Origin of the sequence: Mycolicibacterium thermoresistibile (assembly GCF_900187065.1) — a bacterium.
In the GTDB taxonomy this organism is placed as follows: domain Bacteria; phylum Actinomycetota; class Actinomycetes; order Mycobacteriales; family Mycobacteriaceae; genus Mycobacterium; species Mycobacterium thermoresistibile.
This window is the reverse complement of record NZ_LT906483.1, coordinates 1,156,799-1,178,292: the sequence shown is the minus strand read 5'-3', so window position 1 is coordinate 1,178,292 and position 21,494 is coordinate 1,156,799. Positions and strand designations below refer to the sequence as shown.

General features: G+C 69.9%; 17 protein-coding genes and 2 pseudogenes. 5 read left to right on the top strand and 14 right to left on the bottom strand.

Translation table 11 applies throughout. The features are described 5' to 3' along the window. Nucleotides 1–4: 4 nt before the first annotated feature. The 3 genes from CKW28_RS05420 to CKW28_RS05410 all read right to left on the bottom strand — a co-directional run bounded on the left by CKW28_RS05420 (nt 5) and on the right by CKW28_RS05410 (nt 2,157). Nucleotides 5–892: an alpha/beta fold hydrolase gene (locus tag CKW28_RS05420; RefSeq protein ID WP_003928107.1), complete on the bottom strand. Its 888-nt coding sequence runs from the start codon at nt 890–892 to the stop codon at nt 5–7. 126 nt (nt 893–1,018) lie between these two features. Next, the gene (locus tag CKW28_RS05415; RefSeq protein WP_003928106.1) at nt 1,019–1,312 is read right to left on the bottom strand and encodes a DUF3017 domain-containing protein; all 294 of its coding nucleotides are present in this window, start codon (nt 1,310–1,312) and stop codon (nt 1,019–1,021) included. Further along, entirely contained in the window at nt 1,309–2,157 is an 849-nt protein-coding gene (locus CKW28_RS05410) for a bifunctional methylenetetrahydrofolate dehydrogenase/methenyltetrahydrofolate cyclohydrolase (protein WP_003928105.1), read from the bottom strand. The genes CKW28_RS05415 and CKW28_RS05410 overlap by 4 nt, the downstream gene beginning before the upstream one ends. A 41-nt stretch (nt 2,158–2,198) precedes the next feature. On the opposite strand from CKW28_RS05410, the gene CKW28_RS05405 reads away from it, so the two are divergent. After that, nucleotides 2,199–3,398, top strand: coding sequence for an NADH:flavin oxidoreductase (locus CKW28_RS05405; protein WP_003928104.1), 1,200 nt, complete (start codon nt 2,199–2,201; stop codon nt 3,396–3,398). On the opposite strand, the gene CKW28_RS05400 is transcribed toward CKW28_RS05405, so the two are convergent. Beyond that, the gene (locus CKW28_RS05400) at nt 3,395–3,904 is read right to left on the bottom strand and encodes a hypothetical protein (RefSeq protein WP_003928103.1); all 510 of its coding nucleotides are present in this window, start codon (nt 3,902–3,904) and stop codon (nt 3,395–3,397) included. The genes CKW28_RS05405 and CKW28_RS05400 overlap by 4 nt on opposite strands. Before the next feature lie 164 nt (nt 3,905–4,068). Here CKW28_RS05400 and CKW28_RS05395 point away from each other — a divergent pair, with 164 nt between their 5' ends. Further along, complete coding sequence (locus CKW28_RS05395; protein ID WP_040548760.1) at nt 4,069–6,735, top strand: FHA domain-containing protein; 2,667 nt, start codon at nt 4,069–4,071, stop codon at nt 6,733–6,735. A gap of 51 nt (nt 6,736–6,786) precedes the next feature. Here the strand turns inward: CKW28_RS05395 and CKW28_RS05390 are convergent, their stop codons facing one another. Genes CKW28_RS05390 through CKW28_RS05375 form a run of 4 tightly spaced genes read right to left on the bottom strand, consistent with a single transcriptional unit; the run spans nt 6,787 to nt 11,080 of the window. Further along, nucleotides 6,787–7,377 carry a GTP-binding protein gene (locus tag CKW28_RS05390; protein ID WP_003928101.1) on the bottom strand — a complete coding sequence of 197 codons (591 nt, stop codon included), beginning with the start codon at nt 7,375–7,377 and terminating at the stop codon, nt 6,787–6,789. Then, complete coding sequence (locus CKW28_RS05385) at nt 7,358–7,735, bottom strand: DUF742 domain-containing protein (protein WP_050812131.1); 378 nt, start codon at nt 7,733–7,735, stop codon at nt 7,358–7,360. Before CKW28_RS05385 ends, CKW28_RS05390 begins: the two co-directional genes overlap by 20 nt. A gap of 7 nt (nt 7,736–7,742) precedes the next feature. Next, a complete protein-coding gene (locus CKW28_RS05380) occupies nt 7,743–8,195 on the bottom strand; it encodes a roadblock/LC7 domain-containing protein (RefSeq protein WP_003928099.1) in 453 nt (150 codons plus the stop codon). Next, entirely contained in the window at nt 8,192–11,080 is a 2,889-nt protein-coding gene (locus tag CKW28_RS05375) for a HAMP domain-containing sensor histidine kinase (protein ID WP_003928098.1), read from the bottom strand. Before CKW28_RS05375 ends, CKW28_RS05380 begins: the two co-directional genes overlap by 4 nt. A gap of 229 nt (nt 11,081–11,309) precedes the next feature. Here CKW28_RS05375 and CKW28_RS05370 point away from each other — a divergent pair, with 229 nt between their 5' ends. Continuing rightward, nucleotides 11,310–11,768, top strand: a complete 459-nt coding sequence (locus CKW28_RS05370) for a tRNA (cytidine(34)-2'-O)-methyltransferase (protein WP_003928097.1) — start codon at nt 11,310–11,312, stop codon at nt 11,766–11,768. 27 nt (nt 11,769–11,795) lie between these two features. Here CKW28_RS05370 and CKW28_RS05365 read toward each other — a convergent pair whose 3' ends face one another. From CKW28_RS05365 to CKW28_RS05350, 4 genes and pseudogenes are all read right to left on the bottom strand, one after another. Further along, nucleotides 11,796–12,437: a nitroreductase family protein gene (locus tag CKW28_RS05365; protein ID WP_003928096.1), complete on the bottom strand. Its 642-nt coding sequence runs from the start codon at nt 12,435–12,437 to the stop codon at nt 11,796–11,798. 439 nt (nt 12,438–12,876) lie between these two features. Then, nucleotides 12,877–13,659, bottom strand: a pseudogene (locus CKW28_RS05360) (sulfatase-like hydrolase/transferase); the annotation flags it as partial. A gap of 53 nt (nt 13,660–13,712) precedes the next feature. After that, complete coding sequence (locus CKW28_RS05355; RefSeq protein ID WP_003928094.1) at nt 13,713–17,018, bottom strand: error-prone DNA polymerase; 3,306 nt, start codon at nt 17,016–17,018, stop codon at nt 13,713–13,715. Between the two features lie 32 nt (nt 17,019–17,050). Further along, on the bottom strand, nt 17,051–17,926 hold the full coding sequence (locus tag CKW28_RS05350) for a universal stress protein (RefSeq protein WP_003928093.1): 876 nt from the start codon (nt 17,924–17,926) through the stop codon (nt 17,051–17,053). A 118-nt stretch (nt 17,927–18,044) separates the two neighbouring features. On the opposite strand from CKW28_RS05350, the gene CKW28_RS05345 reads away from it, so the two are divergent. Beyond that, nucleotides 18,045–19,052, top strand: coding sequence for a hypothetical protein (locus tag CKW28_RS05345; protein WP_003928092.1), 1,008 nt, complete (start codon nt 18,045–18,047; stop codon nt 19,050–19,052). Here the strand turns inward: CKW28_RS05345 and CKW28_RS05340 are convergent. Continuing rightward, nucleotides 19,049–19,918: pseudogene (locus CKW28_RS05340) on the bottom strand (MaoC family dehydratase). The gene CKW28_RS05345 and the pseudogene CKW28_RS05340 overlap by 4 nt on opposite strands. A 55-nt stretch (nt 19,919–19,973) precedes the next feature. Here CKW28_RS05340 and CKW28_RS05335 point away from each other — a divergent pair. Next, nucleotides 19,974–21,038, top strand: a complete 1,065-nt coding sequence (locus CKW28_RS05335; protein WP_003928091.1) for a nucleoside hydrolase — start codon at nt 19,974–19,976, stop codon at nt 21,036–21,038. 40 nt (nt 21,039–21,078) lie between these two features. Here CKW28_RS05335 and CKW28_RS05330 read toward each other — a convergent pair whose 3' ends face one another. Continuing rightward, nucleotides 21,079–21,492 (bottom strand): DoxX family protein, encoded by a 414-nt coding sequence (locus tag CKW28_RS05330; RefSeq protein WP_003928090.1) that lies wholly within the window; start codon nt 21,490–21,492, stop codon nt 21,079–21,081. Nucleotides 21,493–21,494 lie beyond the last annotated feature (2 nt).

Below are 21,494 nucleotides of genomic sequence, written 5' to 3'. Positions count from 1 at the left end.
ACTGTCAGCTCGCGAACAGCTTGAGCCGCGACCGGATCCGGCGCTCCAGGAAGTCGTCGAGCACCTCCTCGAAGACCGCGTTGTCGTCGCCGGCCACCATGTGGTGGGCGCCGACCACCGTCGCGAACTCCGCGTGCGGCACCAGTTCGATGAACCGCTTGGCGTCCTCGACGCTGAGCACGTCGGACTCGCCGCCGCGCACCAGCAGCGTGGGCAGCCGCAGATCGCGCGCCGCCGCGCCCAGCCGGGCCGGATCGATCAGCGGATCGCGCTGCACCGGCTGGAACGGTTCGGCCAGGAACTTGGGATCCCAGTGCCAGTACCACCGGCCGTCACGGAACCGGAGGTTCTTCTTCAGCCCCTCGAGGTTCTTCGGCCGCGGCCGGTGCGGCACGTAGGCGGCGACCGCGTCGGCGGCCTCCTCCAGCGACCCGAAGCCGGTCTCGGCGTGGGCCATCATGAAGTCGCGGATCCGGTCCGTCCCCTTCGGCTGCAGGAACGGCGAGACGTCGACGAGCACCAGGCCGAGTGCCAGGTCGGGCCGGTGGCCGATCGCCGCCAGCGCCGAGACACCGCCCAGCGAGGCGCCCACGAACACCGGCGGACGGCCCAGGTGCTCGGCGATCGCGATGACGTCGAAGGCGAAGCGGTCCAGCCCGTAGTAGCCGTCCGGTGACCAGCCGCTGTCACCGTGTCCGCGCAGGTCGACGGTGACCGCGTACCAGCCCTTGGCGGCGAGATCCGTCGCCGTCGCCCCCCACGAATGCCGGGTCTGCCCGCCGCCGTGCAGCAGCACCACGGGCGTGTCCGACGGGTCGCCGTAGGCGTCCGCGGCCAGCGTGACGTCGCTCGATGCGATCTTCAGCAGCTCGCTCGTGGGCTTGTCGTTCATACCCGGGTCCTCGCTTCCTGGCCGGTGACGTCTCCGACCCTCATCGTGACACGGGCTCTGTCACCGGCAGGCAGCGGCTCGGCCTCCTTGCGCCAAGGCGAGTTTCGCCGATGGCTCCACTCCGCCCTAGCTGGTGCCGAGCGGGTCGATGGTCCAGCCGATATAGAGGATCGCCGCGCTGACACCCGCGGTGGTCACGAAGTCCAGGCCGCGTGACCGCACCGCCAGCAGCCCCGCGCGGTCGTCGGGCAGGGTCAACCGCAACACGGCGGCGAGGCCGACGCCGAAGCCCAGGACCAACGCTCCGCGCCGCCAGTAACCGGCGATCACCAGGACGAAGGCGGCGATGAAGATCAGGCCGACCAGCAGGATCGGCCACTGCCCCGCGAACACCTTGCGGGCGAACTCCTTGAGCGTCACGCCTTTTCGGCCAGCTCCACGACGTTGGTCAACAGGAAGGCCCGGGTCAGCGGCCCGACGCCGCCCGGATTCGGCGACACATGACCCGCCACGTCCCAGACGTCCGGGTGCACGTCGCCGACGAGCTTGCCCTGCTCGTCGCGGCTCACGCCCACATCGACGACCGCCGCACCCGGGCGCACCATGTCCGCGGTGACCATGTGCGGCACCCCGGCCGCGGCGATGATGATGTCGGCCTGCCGGGCGATCTCGGGGAGGTTGCGGGTTCCGGTGTGGCACAAGGTCACCGTCGCGTTCTCCGACCGGCGCGTCAGCAACAGCCCCAGGGGCCGCCCGACGGTCACCCCGCGGCCGATCACCACCACGTGCGCCCCGGCGATCTCCACGTCGAACCGCCGCAGCAGGTGCACGATCCCCCGGGGTGTGCACGGCAGCGGAGCCGGTTCGTTGAGCACCAGCCGGCCCAGGTTCATCGGGTGCAGGCCGTCGGCGTCCTTGGCCGGGTCGATGCGCTCCAGCGCCGCGTTCTCGTCGAGATGCCCCGGCAACGGCAACTGCACGATGTAGCCGGTGCACGCCGGATCCGCGTTCAGCTCGTCGAGGACGTCGGCGAGTTCGGCCTGGCTGATGTCGGCGGGCAGGTCGCGGCGGATCGAGGTGATGCCCACCTTGGCGCAGTCGGAGTGCTTGCCGCGCACATACGCGTGCGACCCCGGATCGTCGCCGACCAGCACCGTCCCCAGCCCGGGTGTGCGGCCGGCCGCCGTCAGCGCCGCCACCCGTTCCTTCAGCTCAGCGAAGATCTCGTCGCGCGTGGCCTTGCCGTCCAGCCTGATAGCTCCCACGCGCTCATTGTTGCAGCACGCGATGTCGCTAGGCTGCCGGTATGGACACTCGACGCGATGTGTTCGCTCCGGCAAAGCTCGGACCGCTGACGCTACGCAACCGCATCATCAAGGCCGCCACCTTCGAGGCCCGCACCCCGGATGCGCTGGTCACCGATGACCTCATCGAGTACCACCGGCTTCCGGCCGCCGGCGGAGTCGGCATGACCACGGTGGCCTACTGCGCCGTCTCGCCCGGCGGTCGCACCGACGGCTGGCAGCTGTGGATGCGCCCGGAGGCCGTGCCCGGGCTGCGGCGGCTCACCGACGCGGTGCACGCCGAGGGCGCGGCGGTCAGCGCGCAGATCGGACACGCCGGACCCGTCGCCAACGCCCGCACCAACAAGGCGCAGGCCCTGGCCCCGATCCGGTTCTTCAACCCGCTGTCGATGCGGTTCGCCCGCAAGGCCACCCGCGAAGACATCCGGGAGGTCACCGAGGCCCACGCCACCGCCGCGAAGCTGGCCGTCGACGCCGGGTTCGACGCCGTCGAGATCCACCTCGGGCACAACTACCTGGCCAGCTCGTTCCTCAGCCCGCTGCTGAACCGCCGCACCGACGAGTTCGGCGGCTCGCTGGAGAACCGCGCCAAGGTGGCGCGCGGATTGGTGCAGGCGGTCAAACGCGCCGTCGGCGATCAGATCGCCGTCACCGCCAAGCTCAACATGTCCGACGGGGTGCGCGGCGGCATCACGATCGAGGAGTCGCTGCAGACCGCCAAGTGGCTCGAGGAGGACGGCGGACTCGACGCGATACAGCTCACCGCGGGCAGCTCACTGGTCAACCCCATGTATCTGTTCCGCGGCGGCGCGCCGGTCAAGGAGTTCGCCGGCGCGTTCAAACCGCCGCTGAGCTGGGGTATCCGCATGACCGGTACGAAGTTCTTCCGCGAGTACCCCTACCACGACGCCTACCTGCTGCGGGATGCCCGCCAGTTCCGCGCCGAACTCACGATGCCGCTGATCCTGCTCGGCGGCATCACCAACCGCGAGACCATGGACCGCGCGATGGCGGAGGGCTTCGACTTCGTCGCGATGGGCCGGGCGCTGCTGGCCGAACCGGATCTGCTGAACCGGATCAAGGCCGACCCCGGCGTGCAGTCGATCTGCGACCACTGCAACCTGTGCATGCCGACGATCTACAGCCACACGTTGTGCGTGCGCACCGGAATGCCCGACGCCGCGGTGAAGGCCGGCGGCTAACGTCCCGAATGGCCGACCTCGGCGGGAAGCGGGGGCGGCAGCGGGGTGGTGGGTGTCGGCTCCCCCGACTGCCCTGACGTCCCCGACTGCCCCGACGCCGGTGCGGCATCGCGCTTCTCGTACTCCACCATCCGCTCCTCTCGGAGCACCCGGTCACCCTCGGCGATGACCAGTGCGTCGGAGGTCATGGTGTAGGTGACTCCGCCGTTGGCGGCGGTGAATCCGGCGCCCTCGGGGGTGGCGGCGGTGATGAGCCGGGCGCCGTCACGCACCCGCACCCCGCGGTACTGATAGCTGCCGTCGGGTTGCCTGCAGATTGCTACCCGCGAGTGGGCGGTGCGGCCGAACATCACCGCCAGCGACGGCGCCGCGCAGCGCGCGGTGGAATCGATGTATCCGCGGTCGTCGCTGGCCGGCGCCGCCGCCGCGATCGGCGATCCGGCCAACAGCAGCGCGATGCAGGTCGTCGCGGCGACGGACAGTCGGTGGCGAAACGTCACGGGCACTCCTGATGTCACGCATGTGCTCCCCCCATGGAAGCAAGCCGATCCGGTGTTGCCGGCAAACCAGGTCATCGATGGCCGGATCGTTTCCGCACTGATACCAAAGCGGGTTTGCTCCGTTTCCTACCTACCCGGATCGGCCGGACCGTGCGGTTAGAGTTGTCGCGATGAGTCGACCGATCCCGCCTGCTGCCCGGCCCGTTACGGGGCCCGCCCTGACCGTCCGGTACGAGGGATCGACCCGTACCTTCGCCCCCGGCAACGATGTGGTGATCGGCCGCGATCTGCGTGCCGACGTGCGGGTCGCCCATCCGCTGATCTCGCGCGCCCACCTGGTGCTGCGCTATGACCACAACCGCTGGGTGGCGATCGACAACGGCAGCCTCAACGGGGTCTGGGTGAACGGCCGCCGGGTGCCGGCGGTCGACATCCACGACGGCGCGACGATCAACCTCGGCAACCCGGACGGCCCACGGTTGACCTTCGATGTCGGCCGGCATCAGGGCTTCGCGGGCACCCCGGCGCGCACGACGGCGGTGCCGGTGGCGGCGCCCGGTCGTGCGGCCGGCCCGCCCAGCGGCAACTGGCCGCACACCGCCCCGCCGGCCGGGCCGCGGTCGGAGCCGATGTATCCGGCCGGTCCGCCGTCGTATCCGTCGGCCCCGTCGGGATATCCGTCGGGTTCGGGCGCCCAGCCGCGCTACCCGACCGGACCGCAGGCCAGGTCGGCACCCGCCGCCACACCCCCGCCCCGGCCGGCGCCGCAACCGTCGGTGTCGGAGCTGGAACCGGCCACCGCCCTGGGTCCGACCGCCGCGCCCCGGTCGCCGGAGATCAACAACCTGGCGACCAGCATGATGAAGATCCTGCGTCCCGGCCGGGCGCAGGAGGCGCCACCCGGATCGATCAAGATCGGGCGGGCCGTCGACAACGACATCGTCATCCCCGATGTGCTGGCGTCCCGCCACCACGCCACGCTGGTCCCGACTCCGGCCGGTATGGAGATTCGGGACAACCGAAGCATCAACGGCACTTTCGTCAACGGCACCCGCACCGAGACGGCTGTGCTCAACGAGGGCGACGTCGTCACCATCGGCAACGTCGACCTGGTCTTCCGCAACGGCACGCTGGTCCGGCGCACCGAGACCGAGGCCGCCACCGACGCCGGCGGCCTCGACGTCCGCGGTGTCACCTGGACCATCGAGAACAACAAGACGCTGCTGGACAACATCTCGATCACCGCGCGGCCGGGCACGCTCACCGCGATCATCGGCCCGTCCGGCGCCGGGAAGTCGACGTTCGCCCGGCTCATCGCCGGCTACACCCATCCCACCAGCGGCACGGTGACCTTCGAGGGACACAACGTCCACGCCGAGTACGCGTCGTTGCGCTCCCGGATCGGGATGGTGCCGCAGGACGATGTGGTGCACGGCCAGCTGACCGTCAACCAGGCGTTGATGTATGCCGCGGAACTGCGGCTGCCGCCGGACACCACCGAGGAGGACCGCCGGCAGGTGGTGGCGGAGGTCCTCGAGGAACTCGAGATGACCGCCCACGCCGACACCCGGGTGGACAAGCTCTCCGGCGGGCAGCGCAAACGCGCGTCGGTGGCGATGGAACTGCTGACCGGCCCGTCGCTGCTGATCCTGGACGAACCGACGTCGGGGCTTGACCCGGCGCTGGACCGGCAGGTCATGACGATGCTGCGGCAGTTGGCCGACGCCGGCCGCGTGGTGCTGGTCGTCACCCACTCGCTGACCTACCTCGACGTCTGCGATCAGGTGCTGCTGCTCGCGCCCGGCGGCAAGACCGCCTTCTACGGCCCGCCCAGCCAGATCGGCCCGACGATGGGCACCACCAACTGGGCCGACATCTTCAGCACCGTCGCCGGCGACCCGGACGCGGCGAACCGGCGGTTCCTGGAACGCCAGGGCCCGCCCCGGGAGTTGCCGGCCGAGTCGGCCAAACCCACCGATCTGGGCAGCCCGACCCGCACCAGCCTGCGGCGGCAGTTCTCCACGATCGCCCGCCGCCAGATCCGGCTGATCGTGTCCGACCGCGGCTATTTCGTCTTCCTGGCGTTGCTGCCGTTCATCATGGGTGTGCTGTCCCTGTCGGTCCCCGGGGACGTCGGGTTCGGCGTCCCCAACCCCATGGGTGACGCCCCCAACGAGCCGGGCCAGATCCTGGTGCTGCTCAACGTCGGTGCGATCTTCATGGGCACCGCGCTGACGATCCGCGACCTGATCGGCGAACGGGCCATCTTCCGACGCGAACAGGCGGTCGGATTGTCCACCACCGCGTACCTTTTGGCGAAGGTCTGCGTGTATTCGGTGTTCGCGATCGTGCAGTCGGCGATCGTCACCGCGATCACCATCGCCGGTAAGGGCTGGGATGTCGACAAGGGGGCGGTGGACCACGGCTCGGTGTTCGGAAACCCGAAGCTGGAGTTGTTCTTCGGGATGGCCGCGACCACGGTCGCCGCGGCGATGCTCGGGTTATTGCTGTCGGCGCTGGCGAAGACCAGCGAGCAGATCATGCCGCTGCTGGTGGTGGCGATCATGAGCCAGCTGGTGTTCTCCGGCGGCATGATCCCGGTGACCGACCGCATCGGGCTCGACCAGTTGTCCTGGTTCACCCCGGCAAGGTGGGGCTTCGCCGCCTCGGCGTCCACGGCGGATCTGATCACGCTGGTGCCCGGCCCGTTGACGCCGAAAGACCGGCACTGGGAACACGATTCCGGCACCTGGTTGTTCGACATGGCGATGCTGGCCGTGCTCAGCGTGTTCTATCTGGCGTTGGTGCGCTGGAAGATCCGACTCCCCCGCGCATAGTGATTTCGGCGTGCTCACGGTCGCTGAGCGATCGTCAGCACGCCGAAATCGCTACCCGGGCAGCGTGGACATGCGGTCCAGCGCGTATTCGGTGATGGCGATCAACGCCTCCTTGGCGGACTGCCGGTCGCGGGCGTCGACGGAGATCACCGGAACGTGGTCGCGCAGCGCCAGCGCCTTGCGGATGGCCTCGGTGGGATAGCGCGGCGCACCGTCGAACTCGTTGATCGCCACCAGGAACGGCAGATCCCGGGCCTCGAAGAAGTCCACCGCGGGGAAGCTGTCCTGCAGCCGGCGCACGTCGACGAGGATGATGGCGCCGATCGCCCCGCGGATCAGGTCGTCCCACATGAACCAGAACCGGCGCTGCCCCGGCGTGCCGAACAGGTACAGCACCAGGTCCTCGTCGAGGGTGATGCGGCCGAAGTCCATCGCCACCGTGGTGGTGCGCTTGTCCGGGGTCGCCTCCAGGCCGTCGACACCGGCCGAGGCGTTGGTGACCAGCGCCTCGGTCCGCAACGGCATGATCTCCGAAACCGCGCCGACGAAGGTCGTCTTGCCGGCGCCGAACCCGCCCGAGATGACGATCTTGGTTGACGCGGTAGCCCGGTTGCCCGGCCCGTCAAAGCGCCCGTAGGCCACGCAATGTCCTTCCTATGAGCTCGCGGCGCTCGTCGTCGGTGGAGACGGCGCCGAGGGTGCTTTGCACCCGCAGATAACCCTGCGTCACCAGGTCCCCGATTAGCACGCGCGCCACGCCGAGAGGCAGCGACAAATGCGCTGCGATCTCCGCCACCGACAGGCTGCGGGCCCCCAACTCCACGATCTGCCCCCGCACATCGGAGCGCGGCCAGTGCACCGGCGCCTGCGTGGGTACCGCCTGGATCGGCGCCTCCAGCGGCAGGTCGACCCGTGAGTCGGTGCGGCCCGCGGTCAGGATGTAGGGGCGCACCAGACTCGGCTCATCGGCCGGTCCGGGTTCGGGTTGCCAGGCGTCCATCGACGTCTCACGAGTGCTGCGCGGTGCGGCGTCCGGCCTGCACCACGTTGCCGACCCGTTCGACGAGGATCGCCATCTCGTAGCCGATCTGCCCGATGTCGCCGGACCGGGCGGTCAGCGTCGCCAGGTGCGATCCGTCGCCGACCCGCATCAGCAGCAGATAGCCGCGTTCCATCTCGACCACCGACTGCAGCACATGTCCGCCGTCGAACAGTTGCGCCGCACCGGTGGACAGACTGGCCAGCCCGGACGCCACCGCAGCCAGCTGATCGGCCCGCTCGGTGGGCATGTGCTCAGAAGCCGCCATCAACAGGCCGTCCGCGGACACCAGGATCGCGTGCGACACACCGGGCACCTCGCGAGCGAACTTCGAGACCAGCCAGTCGAGCGACTCCCGGGCTGTCGGACGTTGCGGCCCCGATCCCCGGGGCGTGTCAGTCCCACCCGCCGGAAAGGTCATTCGTCGTCTGTTCCTCTGATTTCTCGGGCGTGTAATCGGCCCGCCTGCACACCGCCGAAATGGCTGCTGATGCTCGCCCGGACCGCCTCCGGATCGGGCCGCGGCGCCGACTCCTCGGACTCGGCAGCCGATGCTACCTGCTCGCCGACGCCCGCTGCGCCCCCGTTGCGGTGCTCCTCGGTTCCGGCGCCGAGCACCGAGTCCCGGCCGCCGGGCACCAGCCGGGCCCCCGGTTCCCGGATGGGCAGCCCCTCCTCGGTGTGCGCGCGGACCGGGGTGTCCTCGGCTTCGGCGGCCTTCGACCAACCGTGATCCCACACCGACTCCCAGTTGAGATCGCTGCTGCGGCCCAACTCGGTGGGGTCGATGAGCCATTCGGACAGCATCGTCTGGTAGATGGTGTCGCCGTCGTCCGCGGCCGGCGGCGCCGATTCGCCGAGCCGGGGTTCGGGCTGGGGTTCGGGCTGGGGTTCGGGCTGGGGCTGGGGCTGGGGCTGGGGCTCATGCCGGGATCGGGGCTCATGCCGGGATCGGGGCCCGGACTGCACCTGCGCCCGCGAGGCGAAGAACGCCGAGGTATCGCTGGGCCGCACCGGCCCGACGGGTTCCGGTTCAGCCGGTTCCGGCGCAGCGGGTTCCGGTGGGGTGGCGTCCGGCCAGGCCTGCGGCCAACTGGTCTGCTCGGCAGGCTGGGCGGGCTCGGCCGCAGGTGCCGGTTCGGCCGGCGGCGCCAACGAGCCGGGCAGTTCGGTGATGCCGCTGGCACCGGGCGCCCGTTGCGGCAGGAGGCCGACCGGGAGCTCCGCGGAGCCTGCGTCCTGACCGTCGGCCGGGGCGGCGGGGGCGGCGGTCTCGGGGGCGGTCTGCTGCGGCACCGTCTGAACCTCGCTGAACCGCGCGTCGGCCGCGCCGGTGACCGGGGCTCCGCCCGGGTCGACGGCACGGTGGGCACCGGTGGGCCGGCGCACCGCCGGTTCGACCTCCGAGCGGGTCAGCAACTCGGCCGGCACGTACACCCCGGCGGTGGTGCCCGAACCGGGGTCGCCGGGCACGGTGCTGCGCAGCCGGACCACCAGGTTGTGCTGGGCGGCGAGGCGGCCCACCACGAACAGCCCCATGTGCCGGGCTGTGTACGGGTCGACCTCCCCGCCCGACTCCAGCCGGGCGTTGGCCATCCGCAGATCGGATTCGGACATCCCGAGCCCGGCGTCGCTCACCTCGATGACCAGGGCACCGGTGTCGGCGTGCCCGGCCGACACCCGCACCTGGGCGGTCGGCGGCGAGTAGCGCAACGCGTTGTCGAGCAGTTCGGCGAGGATGTGGACCAGGTCGCCGGCGACCGATCCGTGCACCTCGCTGTCGGGCACGGTCGTCATGACGATGCGGGTGTAGTCCTCCACCTCGGACGCGGCCGCGTGGATGAGCGACGCCACCGGCATCGGCGCCGCCTGTTCCCGCGGAACCTTCGCGCCGGCGAGCACCAGCAGGTTGGCGCCGTTGCGGCGCATCCGGGCGGCCAGATGGTCCAACCGGAACAGGTTCTGCAGCCGCTGCGGGTCCTCTTCGTTGCGTTCCAGCTGGTCGATCAGGGCGAGCTGCTGGTCCACCAGCGATCGACTGCGCCGCGACAGGGTTTCGAACATGTCGCTGATCTGCATCTGCAGCCGGGTCTGCTCGCCGGCCAGGAACACGGCCTGCTCATGGAGTTCGTCGACCGCGTGGGCGACCTGGCCGATCTCCTCGGTGGTGTGCACCGCGATCGGCTCGACCTCGGGCAGTTCACCGGTCTCCCGCACCTGGTCGAGTTCACGGGCCAGATCGCCGTGTGCCACCTTCAGGGCGCTGTCGCGCAACGTCCGCAGCGGACGCACCAGCGACCGTGCCACCAGCAGCACCACCACCGCGGCCACGGCGATGGCCAGCAACACCAGCACGGTGTCGCGGATCGCCGCGGTCCGCTGATCGTCGGCGGCCTGCCGCACCTCGTCGGGAATGGTGGTGGCCAGTTCGGCGATCATCGCGTCGGCCACCGAACGGGTCACCTGCTGCGACCCCAGCAACTCCGGATTGGCGGCCAGCGGCACCGCCGGATCGGACATCATCGACATCCGCCGCACCATCTCGGTCCGCAGCGTCGCCGCCTGCTGGGAGTCGTTGCCCAGGTAAGCGATCATGCCGTTGATCGTCGACGGTTCGGTGCCGGCCAACGTGATCAACGAGGTGCGCAGCTCGGGCTCGGGCAGGTAGCCGCCGCTGGTGACGGACATCTCCTGCATGGTCATCTGGCCGCGGGCGCCGACCGCGCGGGACAGCGCCTCGGCCTTGCGCTGCACACCGGGGGCGTCGTCGCGGGCCGAACCGGTGATCGCGGTCTCGGCGGTGAGCAGCAGCGGTGCATAGGCGGTGACCCGTTGGCGCAGGTCGACGACGTTCGACATGACCTTGTTGATGAGGTCCTGTCCGCCGTCGAGCAGCGTGTCCACCGCGGCCCGCACATCCGGAACGATCTCGCCCTGCTCGGCGCGCTCCCGCAGTTCGGTCTTGCGTTCGTCGAACCGGGCCAGCGCGGGCTGGGTCTCCCGGCCGGTGGTGGCGGCGACCATCGCCTCCTCCAGGGCGGCCATGTAGTCGACCACCGGCGGGATGACCTCGGCCCGGTCGACGGCGCGCCGCAGTTCCGCGTTCTCCGCCACCCCCGAGTAGACCCGCAATCCGGCGAACGTCGCGATCAACAGCAACGGCACCAGGACGATCGCGAAGACCTTCCAGCGCACCGGCCAGTTGGTCAGTGCCCACCGGGACGGCTTCTTGATCGGGTCCGGCGCCGGCGGTTCGACGTCACGGTTCGTTCCGTCCGACTTCCTCAGTTGGGAGAAAACCGTCATCGCAACCCGGCCGGCCGTCCGGCCGCATGTCCGTGATCAACTGTTCGAGGATCAACTGTTCGAGCGTCGTTCATAAATGTTCCTGCTGCGCCTGGCAATTGGACGAGTATGACAGGCACAGGGCATCGGTTCCACAATTCTTACTGAACAGACAATCTCCTTAACAGCGTCTTGGGTCAAGCCGCCGGTGTGCGAGCAAAGCCCGATCGCCGGCTGGGATCATCGTCTGGTGTTTCGGGTGATGTTCTACTCGCCGCGGATTCCGCCGAACACCGGCAACGCGATCCGGATGGTCGCCGCGACCGGCGCCGAGCTGCACCTGGTGGATCCGCTGTTCGACCTGTCCGAGCCGAAACTCCGGCGGGCCGGACTGGACTACCACGATCTGGCGTCGGTGAGTGTGCACACCGATCTGGACGCCGCCTGGGCGGCGCTGCAACCGCGGCGGGTGTTCGCGTTCACCGTCCGGGCCGAGACGACCTACGTCGACATCCACTATCAGCCCGGCGACGTGTTGATGTTCGGCCCGGAGCCGACCGGTCTGGACGCCGAGACGCTGGCCGATCCGCACATCACCGCCGAGGTCAGCATTCCCATGCTGCCCGGACGACGCTCGCTGAACCTGTCCAACGCCGCCGCGGTGGCGGTCTATGAGGCGTGGCGTCAGCACGGCTTCGCGGGGGCGTGACCGGCGCACCGACCGTCGGCGGCCGCGCTACCACCGGTTCCAGTGCACGACCTGTTCGGCGGGCAGCCGCTTGGCCGGGCGGAAGTCGGTGCCTTTGGTGTAGGCGATCGGGAACAGCCCCGCCTGGCTGTAGCGGTCGAACGGGATGCCGAGCACCTCGGCGGCCCGCTGCTCCCCGTCGCCGACCAGATGCAGTGTCGTCCAGGCCGAGCCGAGGCCGCGCGAGCGCAGCGCCAGCATGAAACTCCACACCGCGGGCAGCAGCGAACCCCAGAACGACGCCGTCACACCGGCCGGCTGGTTGTCGGGCCGGCCCTCCAGGCAGGGCACCAGCAGCACCGGGACCTCGTGGAAGTGCTCGCTGAGGTAGCGGGCCGAGGACTTGACCCGGTCCATCCGCTCGCCGCGCACATCGTCGTAGGACGGTCGGGGCCGGTCGAGATAGGCGTCGGCGTTGACCCGGTAGATGTCGGCCAGGGCCTTCTTCGTGTCCGGATCCTCGACGAAGACCCACTGCCAGCCCTGCGCATTGGAGCCGGTCGGGGCCTGCAACGCCAGCTCCAGACACTCCATCAGCACCTCGCGTGGCACCGGCTTCTCCAGGTCCAGGCGCTTGCGCACCGACCGGGTGGTGGTCAGGACGTCGTCGACAGACAGGTTCAGGGCCATGGCGCCAGGCTAGTGGCCGCGCCCGGCCGCGGCCTGTCGGCGCTCAGTCGCGGGCGATGTAGGCGGCGAGGACCTGCTTCTCGCGGTCGACGTAGTGATCGCCACTGACGTCGACGACCACCCGGTCGATGGTGCCGCCGACGAATGCGAACGGCACCGGATAGCCGGCCACCGCCGACCCGCTGTCCCGCCCCACGCACAATCCGTCACCGGTCGACGAGAACGCACCCGGCTGGGTGGTGCTCGGGCCGTCGGCCACCGCTTCGGTGTCGACGTACAGCGTCAGCGTTCCGACCGCGCTGTCGGTCTCCGATTGGTCACCGGTCATCTGGAATTCGGCGGTCAGCACATGGGTGCCCACCGGGATCGGATCGGGTGAGCTGACCGTCTGAATCCGTTCGCCCAACCAGTTGTACACGTAATGCAACGTTGTTGAAGACTTGTTCTCGTTGAACGAGTGGTTCGGTCCGCCCTCACCGCTCGCGCCGTTGTCGGACACCACCACGATGACGGTGTTGTCGAGTTGCTCGGACTCCTCGAGATGGTCGATGACCCTGCCGATCTCATGGTTGGTGGAGGACACATACGAAATCCACCGCCGGCCAGGGCCGGCCAGGCGGCCCCGGTGGTGTCCGGTTCGCCGTGCGGATTGATCGGCGACAACTCCACGTCGTCGGGTAGCAGACCGATCGTCTTCTGCCGGGCCAGGATTCCCGCGCGGATCGCCTCGTCTGCCAGGTCGGCCGACAGGTGGCAGCCCTGTTCCGGGGTGGCCGGCGGATCCACGGTGGGGTTGTCGTACACCAGGTCGGGGAACCACTGGTTGGTCTCGCCGCCGAGGAAACCGTAGAAGCGTTCGAATCCCCCGGCCGAGCGGCCAGCGGCCCTTCCACGACGAGGCGTCGCATTCGTCCGCCGGCGTCAGATGCCATTTCCCGACGGCGTAGGTGTTCCACCCCTGGCGTTGAGCACCTCGGAGATCAGACCGGTCTCGAAGGGGATACGAGCGGAGAACCCGGGAAAGCCGGCCGACGCCTCGGTGCATCGTCGGCGTCTCGATCGGCCCACCGAACGGCTCCAGTGCGCCGTATCCGACGTCGTCCCAGACGATCATGAACACATTGGGCGCACCGGGCGGTGCCACCGGCTGCAGGAACGGCGCCCAGTCCGGTTGCGGGTCCCGGATGTCGGTCGCCACGCGACCGGACCATTGTTGTGCCATCTCGACCCCCCGAATTCAGATCGGCACAGCAAAAGCGTAGGGCAAGCCGACATTCACCGGAAGTCGCGCGACCTCGATCCCACCCGCAGCTCGAGTCTGCGCATCCGGTCGGCGACCACGGTGACCGCGCCGGTGGCGTTCTGCACGATGCCCCGGACCAGCAGCGCCGGGGCGGTCTGCGCCAGCCGACGGTGCCGCGCCCACACCCCCGGTGAGCACAGCACGTTCACCATCCCGGTCTCGTCCTCGAGGTTGAGGAACGTCACCCCCTGCGCCGTCGCGGGCCGCTGCCGGTGCGTGACCGCACCGGCGATCAGGATGCGGGTGCCATCGGGCACCTCGAGCAGTTTGTCCGCCGGGATCACGCCGAGCGCGTCGAGGTCGGCGCGCAGGAACTGGGTGGGGTAACTGTCCGGGGAGACCCCGGTGGCCCAGACGTCGGCGGCCGCCACCTCCAGCTCGCTCATGCCGGGCAGCGCCGGGATGTTCTCCCGGTCGGCGCCCGACGCCCCCACCCCCGGCAGCCGGTCCGGACGCTGGCCGGCCGCCGCACCGGCGGCCCACAGCGCCTCCCGGCGGGAGATGCCGAAACAGCCCAGTGCACCGGCGGTGGCCAGCGCCTCGGTCTGCGGCACGGTGAGCTGTACCCGGCCGGTGAGGTCGAGAAGATCGGTGTAGGGGCCGTTGGCTTTTCGTTCCTCGACGATCCGCTCGGCGAGTTCGTCACCGATGTGGCGGACCGCGCCCAGGCCCAGCCGCACCTCGGTGCCGGCGTTCTCCAGGGTGGCGTCCGCCAGGCTGGCGTTGACGTCCGGGCCGTGCACGGTGACACCGTGCCGGCGGGCGTCGGCCACCAACGACTGCGGTGAGTAGAAGCCCATCGGCTGGGCCCGCAGCAGGGCGGCGCAGAACGCGGCCGGATGGTGCAGTTTGAACCACGCGGAGTAGAACACCAGCGACGCGAAGGAAAGCGAATGACTTTCCGGGAAACCGAAATTGGCGAATGCCTCCAGCTTCTCGTAGATCCGGTCGGCGACCTCGCCGGTGATACCGTGCCGATCCCGCATCCCGGCGTAGAACCGGTCCTTGAGCCGGCGCATCTTCTCGGTGGACCGTTTGGAACCCATCGCGCGCCGCAACTGATCGGCCTCGGCGGCGGTGAACCCGGCGCAGTCCACCGCCAGCTGCATGAGCTGTTCCTGGAACAACGGCACACCGAGGGTTTTCCGCAGTGCCGGCTCCATCGACGGATGCTCATAGGTGACCGGCTCGATGCCGTTGCGCCGCTTGATGTAGGGGTGCACCGAGCCGCCCTGGATCGGCCCGGGGCGGATCAACGCGACCTCGACCACCAGGTCGTAGAACACCCGGGGTTTCAACCGCGGCAGGGTGGCCATCTGCGCGCGGGATTCCACCTGGAACACCCCGACCGAATCGGCGCGCTGCAGCATCTCGTACACCGCGGGTTCGGACAGGTCGATTTTGGCCAGATCCACCTCGATGCCCTTGTGTTCGCGGACCAGGTCGATGGCGTAGTGCAGCGCCGAGAGCATGCCCAGCCCGAGCAGGTCGAACTTCACCAGACCGATTGCCGCACAGTCGTCTTTGTCCCACTGCAGAACGCTGCGGTTGGCCATCCGGGCCCATTCGACCGGGCACACGTCGGCGATCGGGCGATCGCAGATCACCATTCCGCCGGAGTGGATGCCCAGATGCCGGGGCAGGCCGGCGATCTGGGTGGCCAGCTCGACCACCTGTTCCGGGATGTCCTCGACGTCCGGCGCGTCGGACTGCCCGCCCCACCGGCTGATCTGCTTGCTCCAGGCGTCCTGCTGCCCCTGCGAGAACCCCAGCGCGCGGGCCATGTCCCGCACCGCGCTGCGCCCCCGGTAGGTGATGACGTTGGCGACCTGGGCGGCGTAGTCGCGGCCGTAGCGGTCGTAGACGTACTGGATCACCTTCTCCCGCTGGTCGGACTCGATGTCGATGTCGATGTCGGGCGGGCCGTCGCGGACCGGGGACAGGAACCGTTCGAACAACAACTCGTTGGCGATCGGATCCACGTTGGTGACGCCCAGCGCATAACAGACCGCGGAGTTGGCCGCCGATCCCCTGCCCTGGGCCAGGATGTTGTTCTCCCGGCAGAACCGGGTGATGTCGTACACCACCAGGAAGTAGCCCGGGAACCTCAGCCGTTCGATGATTCTCAGTTCGTGCTCGAGCTGGGCATAGGCCTGCGGCGCCCGGTCCGGCGGCCCGTAACGGTCCCGCGCACCGGCCATGGTGAGATGCCGCAGCCAGCTGTCCTCGGTGTGCCCGGCGGGCACGTCGAACGGCGGCAGTTGCGGGGCGATCAGCGCCAACTCGAACGCGCACTGCTCGCCGAGTTCGGCCGCGGCGGCCACCACCTGTGGGCAGTGCGCGAAGATCCGGGCCATCTCCGCACCGGACCGCAGGTGCGCCCCGCCCAGGGGGGCCAGATATCCGGCCGCCTCGTCCAGCGACCGCCGGGACCGGATCGCGCCCATCGCCATCGCCAACCGGCCCCGCGACGGTTCGGCGAAGTGCGCTCCGGTGGTGGCCACCACGGTCAACCCGAAGCGGTGCGCCAGCTCGGCCAGCACGGCGTTGCGTTCGTCGTCGCAGGGTTGACCGTGGTGGGTGAGCTCGACGCTGACCCGCTCCCGCCCGAACCGGTCCACCAGATCGGCCAGGGCCCGTTCGGCGGCCTCCGGCCCGCCGCTGGAGAGTGCTTGCCGGACATGACCTTTACGGCATCCGGTGAGGATGTGCCAGTGCCCGCCGGCGGCGTCGGACAGCGCGTCGTAGTCGTAGCGGGGTTTGCCCTTCTCCCCGCCCGCCAGATGCGCCCGGGCGATCTCCCGGGACAACCGGCGGTACCCCTCCGGCCCGCGGGCCAACACCAGCAGATGCGGCCCGGGCGGATCCGGGTCCTCGGTGCGGGCGGTGTTGCTCAGGGACAGTTCGGCGCCGAACACCGTGAGCACGCCGAGTTCCCTGGCGGCCTCGGCGAACCGCACCACCCCGTAGAGGCCGTCGTGGTCGGTGAGCGCGATGGCCCGCAGGTTCAGCCGGGCGGCCTCCTCGACGAGTTCCTCGGGGGTGCTGGCCCCGTCGAGGAAGCTGAACGCCGAGTGGGCGTGCAGTTCGGCGTACGGCACCGCGGCCGGATCCCGGGTCAGGTCCGGCGGCCGGTACGGCCCCCGTTTGCGGGACCAGGCCGGGCTGTCCCCACCGTCGCCCTGCTGTCGGTCGATCGGCCATCCGGCGCGGCGGGGCTGACCGTTGAGCACCCGCTGCATCTCGGTCCAGCTCGGCGGCCCGTTGTGCCAACCCACCGGGCCAGTCTATCGAACAACTGTTCGATGAACTACCTCGGGCGGGCGACCATCACCGGGACACGCACCGAGTGGACCACACCGGTGCTCACCGAGCCGAGCAGCTTGCCCGTCAGCCCGCTGCGGCCGCGGCTGCCGACGACGACCAGCTGCGCTTCCTCCGCGCGCTGCACCAAGGCGCGGGCGGGATGTTCGGCGACCACCACCCGCCGCACCGTGACGTCGGGATAGCGTTCCTGCCAGCCGGCCAACCGCTCGGCCAGCACCGCCTCCGCCTGGGTCTGCAGGGACTCGGTGTCCAAACCCGGGTAGTGGAACAGCGAGGTGTCGCGCCAACCGTGCAGCGCCACCAGCTCCACCTGCCGTACCGAAGCCTCCTCGAAGGCGACCTCGGTGGCCAGCTCCGAGGCCGGCGACCCGTCGATTCCCACCAACACCGGTGCGTCGCCGGGAGGTTGGTCGCCGTCGCGGACGATCACCACCGGGCATTCCGCCTGGTGCACCAGCCCGGTGCTGACCGAGCCGAGCAGCATCCGGCCCAGCGCGGTCTGCCCGCGGCTGCCGACCACGATCCGGTCGGCGTCGCGGGACAGCTCGGTGAGGGTGCCGACGATGCCGGCCTGCAGCACCGCCGTCCGCACCTCGCCGGCGCCGGCCTGCTCGGCGGCCGCGCGGGCCTGAGCGAGGAGGCGTTCACCCTCTTCCTGCATCACCCGGAACGCATCATCGGGTAGCGGCAGTTGCGGCCACGGTGCGGTGGTGACCATCGGTGACGGGACGACGTGGACGAGCACCAGCGGACGGTCCCGCAGGGCGGCGTTGCGGGCCGCCCATTCGACGGCGGCGGCCGACGACGGGGATCCGTCGACACCCGCCACGATGCTGTCCTGGATTGCCGGAATCGCCATGTCGTCTCCTGTTCGTCTGCGGTTCGAGTCTGACACGGATGAGTCGCCGCGGTGGTGCGCAGACCATACGATGCCGGTGGCCCACTGGACGGGCCATCGGCTGAGGAAAGGACAGCGCGTGGTGTCGGCACGACGGATCGGTCATCTCGGGGGCTGGGCGGTGGCGTGGGTGGGGGCCCTGAGCCTGGGTTTGGGGCTGGGCGCCCCGGGTGTCGCCCACGCCGACACCGGCCCGGACTCCCGCGCAACCGAAGCGGACTCCGAGGCGCGTGCCGTCGACGACGGCCGGTCCGCCCGCGGCGAGGTGGGCACCGCGTCCGTGCGGCGCCCGCAGGTCACCGTCGGGGCGCGGGTCGGGGGGCGGGTCGACACCGTCGCCGATTCGCTCGCCGATCCGCTGCGGAAGTCCCTCGACCGGGCGAGAGCGTCGACGGCGCCGAGGCTCTCCCCCGCCGCGAAGCCCGGCGCCGCGGAGTTCGAGGCCGAACAGGTCGACCGGTTGCAGAAGATGCTGCGGCCGCGCAAGACCGCGGCGGTGCGCTCCGATGAGGTGACCGAACCCGACCGTGCGGCCGCGACGACGGATCTGCCGCCCGCACCGGCGCCGATGGCGATCGTGGAACCCGATGCGGTGTCGGAACGGTCGGGGCCGGATTGGTCGGGGCCGCAATGGTCGCCGAATCCGTTCCGCCCCGACGACCCGGCGCCGTTCTCCATGCCACCGCTGCTGCATGACACCGAGAAAGCCTTTGTGGCACTGTTTCCCGAGATCTTCCAGCCGTTCGCGCGGGAGGGTTTCGAGGCGGCCTACCGGGGCAGCCAGGTGGTGCCGTGGGTCAATGTGGTGGTGCCGGCGACCGAGATCGTGCAGCACCTTCCCGCGCTGCTGGGAGGCGATGACGACGCCAAACGCGCGATGCAGGTCGTCATCAACGAACTGCTGCTGACCACCCAGCCGGTCGCGGTGGCGTACTACGGCTACGACCAGATCGCCGACCTGCTCAACGTCGAGTACCCCGCGCAGCAGGCCAAGGAGTGGTTCTACACCACCGCCTGGGACACCCTGGACTGGTTCGAGTTACTCCATGTCCGCGGCGAATCCGGGCTGCGCGACCGCGTTTCCTAACCGGCGTACTCCGCGACGCCGTCTTCCAGCACCAGCCGCGCGTCGGAGCCGTCGGGGTTGGCGGCCTCGGTGCGGAACACCGCCTGCCCTTCTCCGGTGCGCCAGATGGCGGTGGTCAGGGTGTCGCCCGGAAAGACCGGGGCGGTGAAGCGGGCCGAGATCGCGGTGATCCTGGTGGCGTCGCCGCCGCCGAGTTCGGCGACCAGCGCGCGGCCGGCGACCCCGTAGGTGCACAACCCGTGCAGGATCGGCCGGGGGAAGCCGGCCAGTTCGCGGGCGAACCACGGATCGCTGTGCAGCGGGTTGCGGTCACCGGACAACCGGTAGATCAGCGCCTGGTCCTCGCGGGTGGGCAGGGCGAGTTCCGCGTCGGGCGCCCGGTCGGGAATCTCCGGTGCCGGCGGGCGCTGTCCGGGCTCACCGCCGAAGCCGCCCGCCCCGCGGATCACCGCGGTGGAGACGGTCTCGGCGACCACCTGTCCGGTGTCTGGGTCGGTGCCGGTGCCCTTGAACACCACGATCGCGTTCTTCCCCGGACCCTTGTCCTGGATGTCGGCCACCTCGGCCACCACGCTGAGCCGCCCGTTCGGCCGCAACGGGGCGAACAACCGGATCGACTGCGACCCGTGCAGCAGTCTGGCGAAGTCGAACTCCCCCACCAGCCCCATCGCCCCCCAGGCCGGGCTGACGATGACGGCTTAGGTGGGCAGCACCTGCTGCTCGATGCCGTGGCTGTTCTCGGTGGTGAATGCCAGATCGGCGGTCCCGGCGCCCACCCCCAGCGCGTAGAGCAGGGTGTCCCGGTCCGTCCATTCGAAAAGTCGCGGCTCGGTGGTGCGGCCCTTGGCGTTCGGATCCAGCGGCATCGGCGTTCCTTTCGGTCTCCTCCCCGGCATTATCGGCCCGGGGCGGGGTCCTATCGTGGGCGGTGTGACGACGCCTGGTGATGAGCGCATCCCGGTCTTCGCCGACGTGGACACCGGGGTGGACGACGCGTTGGCGCTGATGTACCTGCTGGGCTGCCCCGAGGTGCGGCTGGTGGGCATCGCCTCGACCGCGGGAAACGTCCCGGTGCACCAGGTCTGCCGTAACAACCTGGACCTGCTGCACATGTGCGGGGTCACCGACGTGCCGGTGTCGAAAGGGGCGGAGCGGCCGTTGCGCGCGCAGCTGCGCACCGCCGAGGACACCCACGGACCGCAGGGGCTGGGATATGCCACGCTGCCGCCCGGGGCCGGTGAACTCACCGACCACGACGCGGCCGAGGCGTGGGTGCGGGCCGCGCGTGCGCATCCGGGCGAGCTGATCGCGATCGCCACCGGGCCGCTGACCAACCTGGCGCTGGCGCTGCGGGCCGAACCGGAGCTGCCGCGGCTGGTGAAGCGGCTGGTGATCATGGGCGGTGCGTTCGACTACCGCGGCAACACCACGCCGGTGGCCGAGTGGAACGTCAGCGTCGACCCCGAGGCCTGGTGGGAGGTCCTGGCGTTCTGGCGGGGCGCCTGGGGTGGCTCCGAACCCGACCATCTGCCGATGGTGTTGGGGCTCAACCTCACCGAACACATCGAGATGACACCCACGATCCTGAGCCGGCTGGCCGCGGCCGCCGGATGCGAGTCGACCCCGCTGTGTGAGAGCGATGAGCGAGGCACCCGCTCGACCGCCGCCAATCCGCTGATCCGGGTGATCGAGGATGCGATGCGGTTCTACTGCGAATTCCACTTCGACCAGGGCGAGGGCTATCTGGCGCATCTGCACGACCCGTTGGCGGCGGCGGTGGCGCTCGATCCCGAGCTGGTGCGGTTCCGCGCGGCGGCGGTCGACGTCGAGCTGACCGGCACCCTGACCCGGGGCATGACGATCGCCGACTGGTCGGGGCGGTGGGGCCGCGAACCCAATGCGCTGATCGGGGTCGAGGTCGATCCGGCGACATTCTTCGACCGGTTCATCGAGCGGGTGGGACCGCTGGCCAAACGCCTGGCCTGACGTGGCGGGAGCCTGACTTCCTACGCCCACGCATCCATACTCAGCCGAACAGCGGCCCGGTCAGCGAGTATCCGAGGCCATCGCCGGCTGACACCACGAACCCGAAGAGGATGAGTGCGCCTCCCGCCAGTGAGAGGTTCTTGTTGAAGTGAACCTGTTCGTTCATCTTGGCGTCCGCATCGGGCACCGACCAGAATCGGTGTATCAGCACAGCCGCGAGCACCAAGAAGATCGCCAACATCAATGCAGCGAGATCCATCCAGACCCCAAGGATGATCATGATGCCGGCGATGAGCGTCCAAAGTCCGCTCCCGAGCACGAAGAGTCGACCGGGCCGCAACCCCATTGATTCGGTATAGGCAGACATCCCCGAGGCGTTCGAGAAGTGACCAACCGCACCGCCCACGAACACCAATGCGAAGAGAATGCGACCGATCAGGATGACGAGGTCCATAC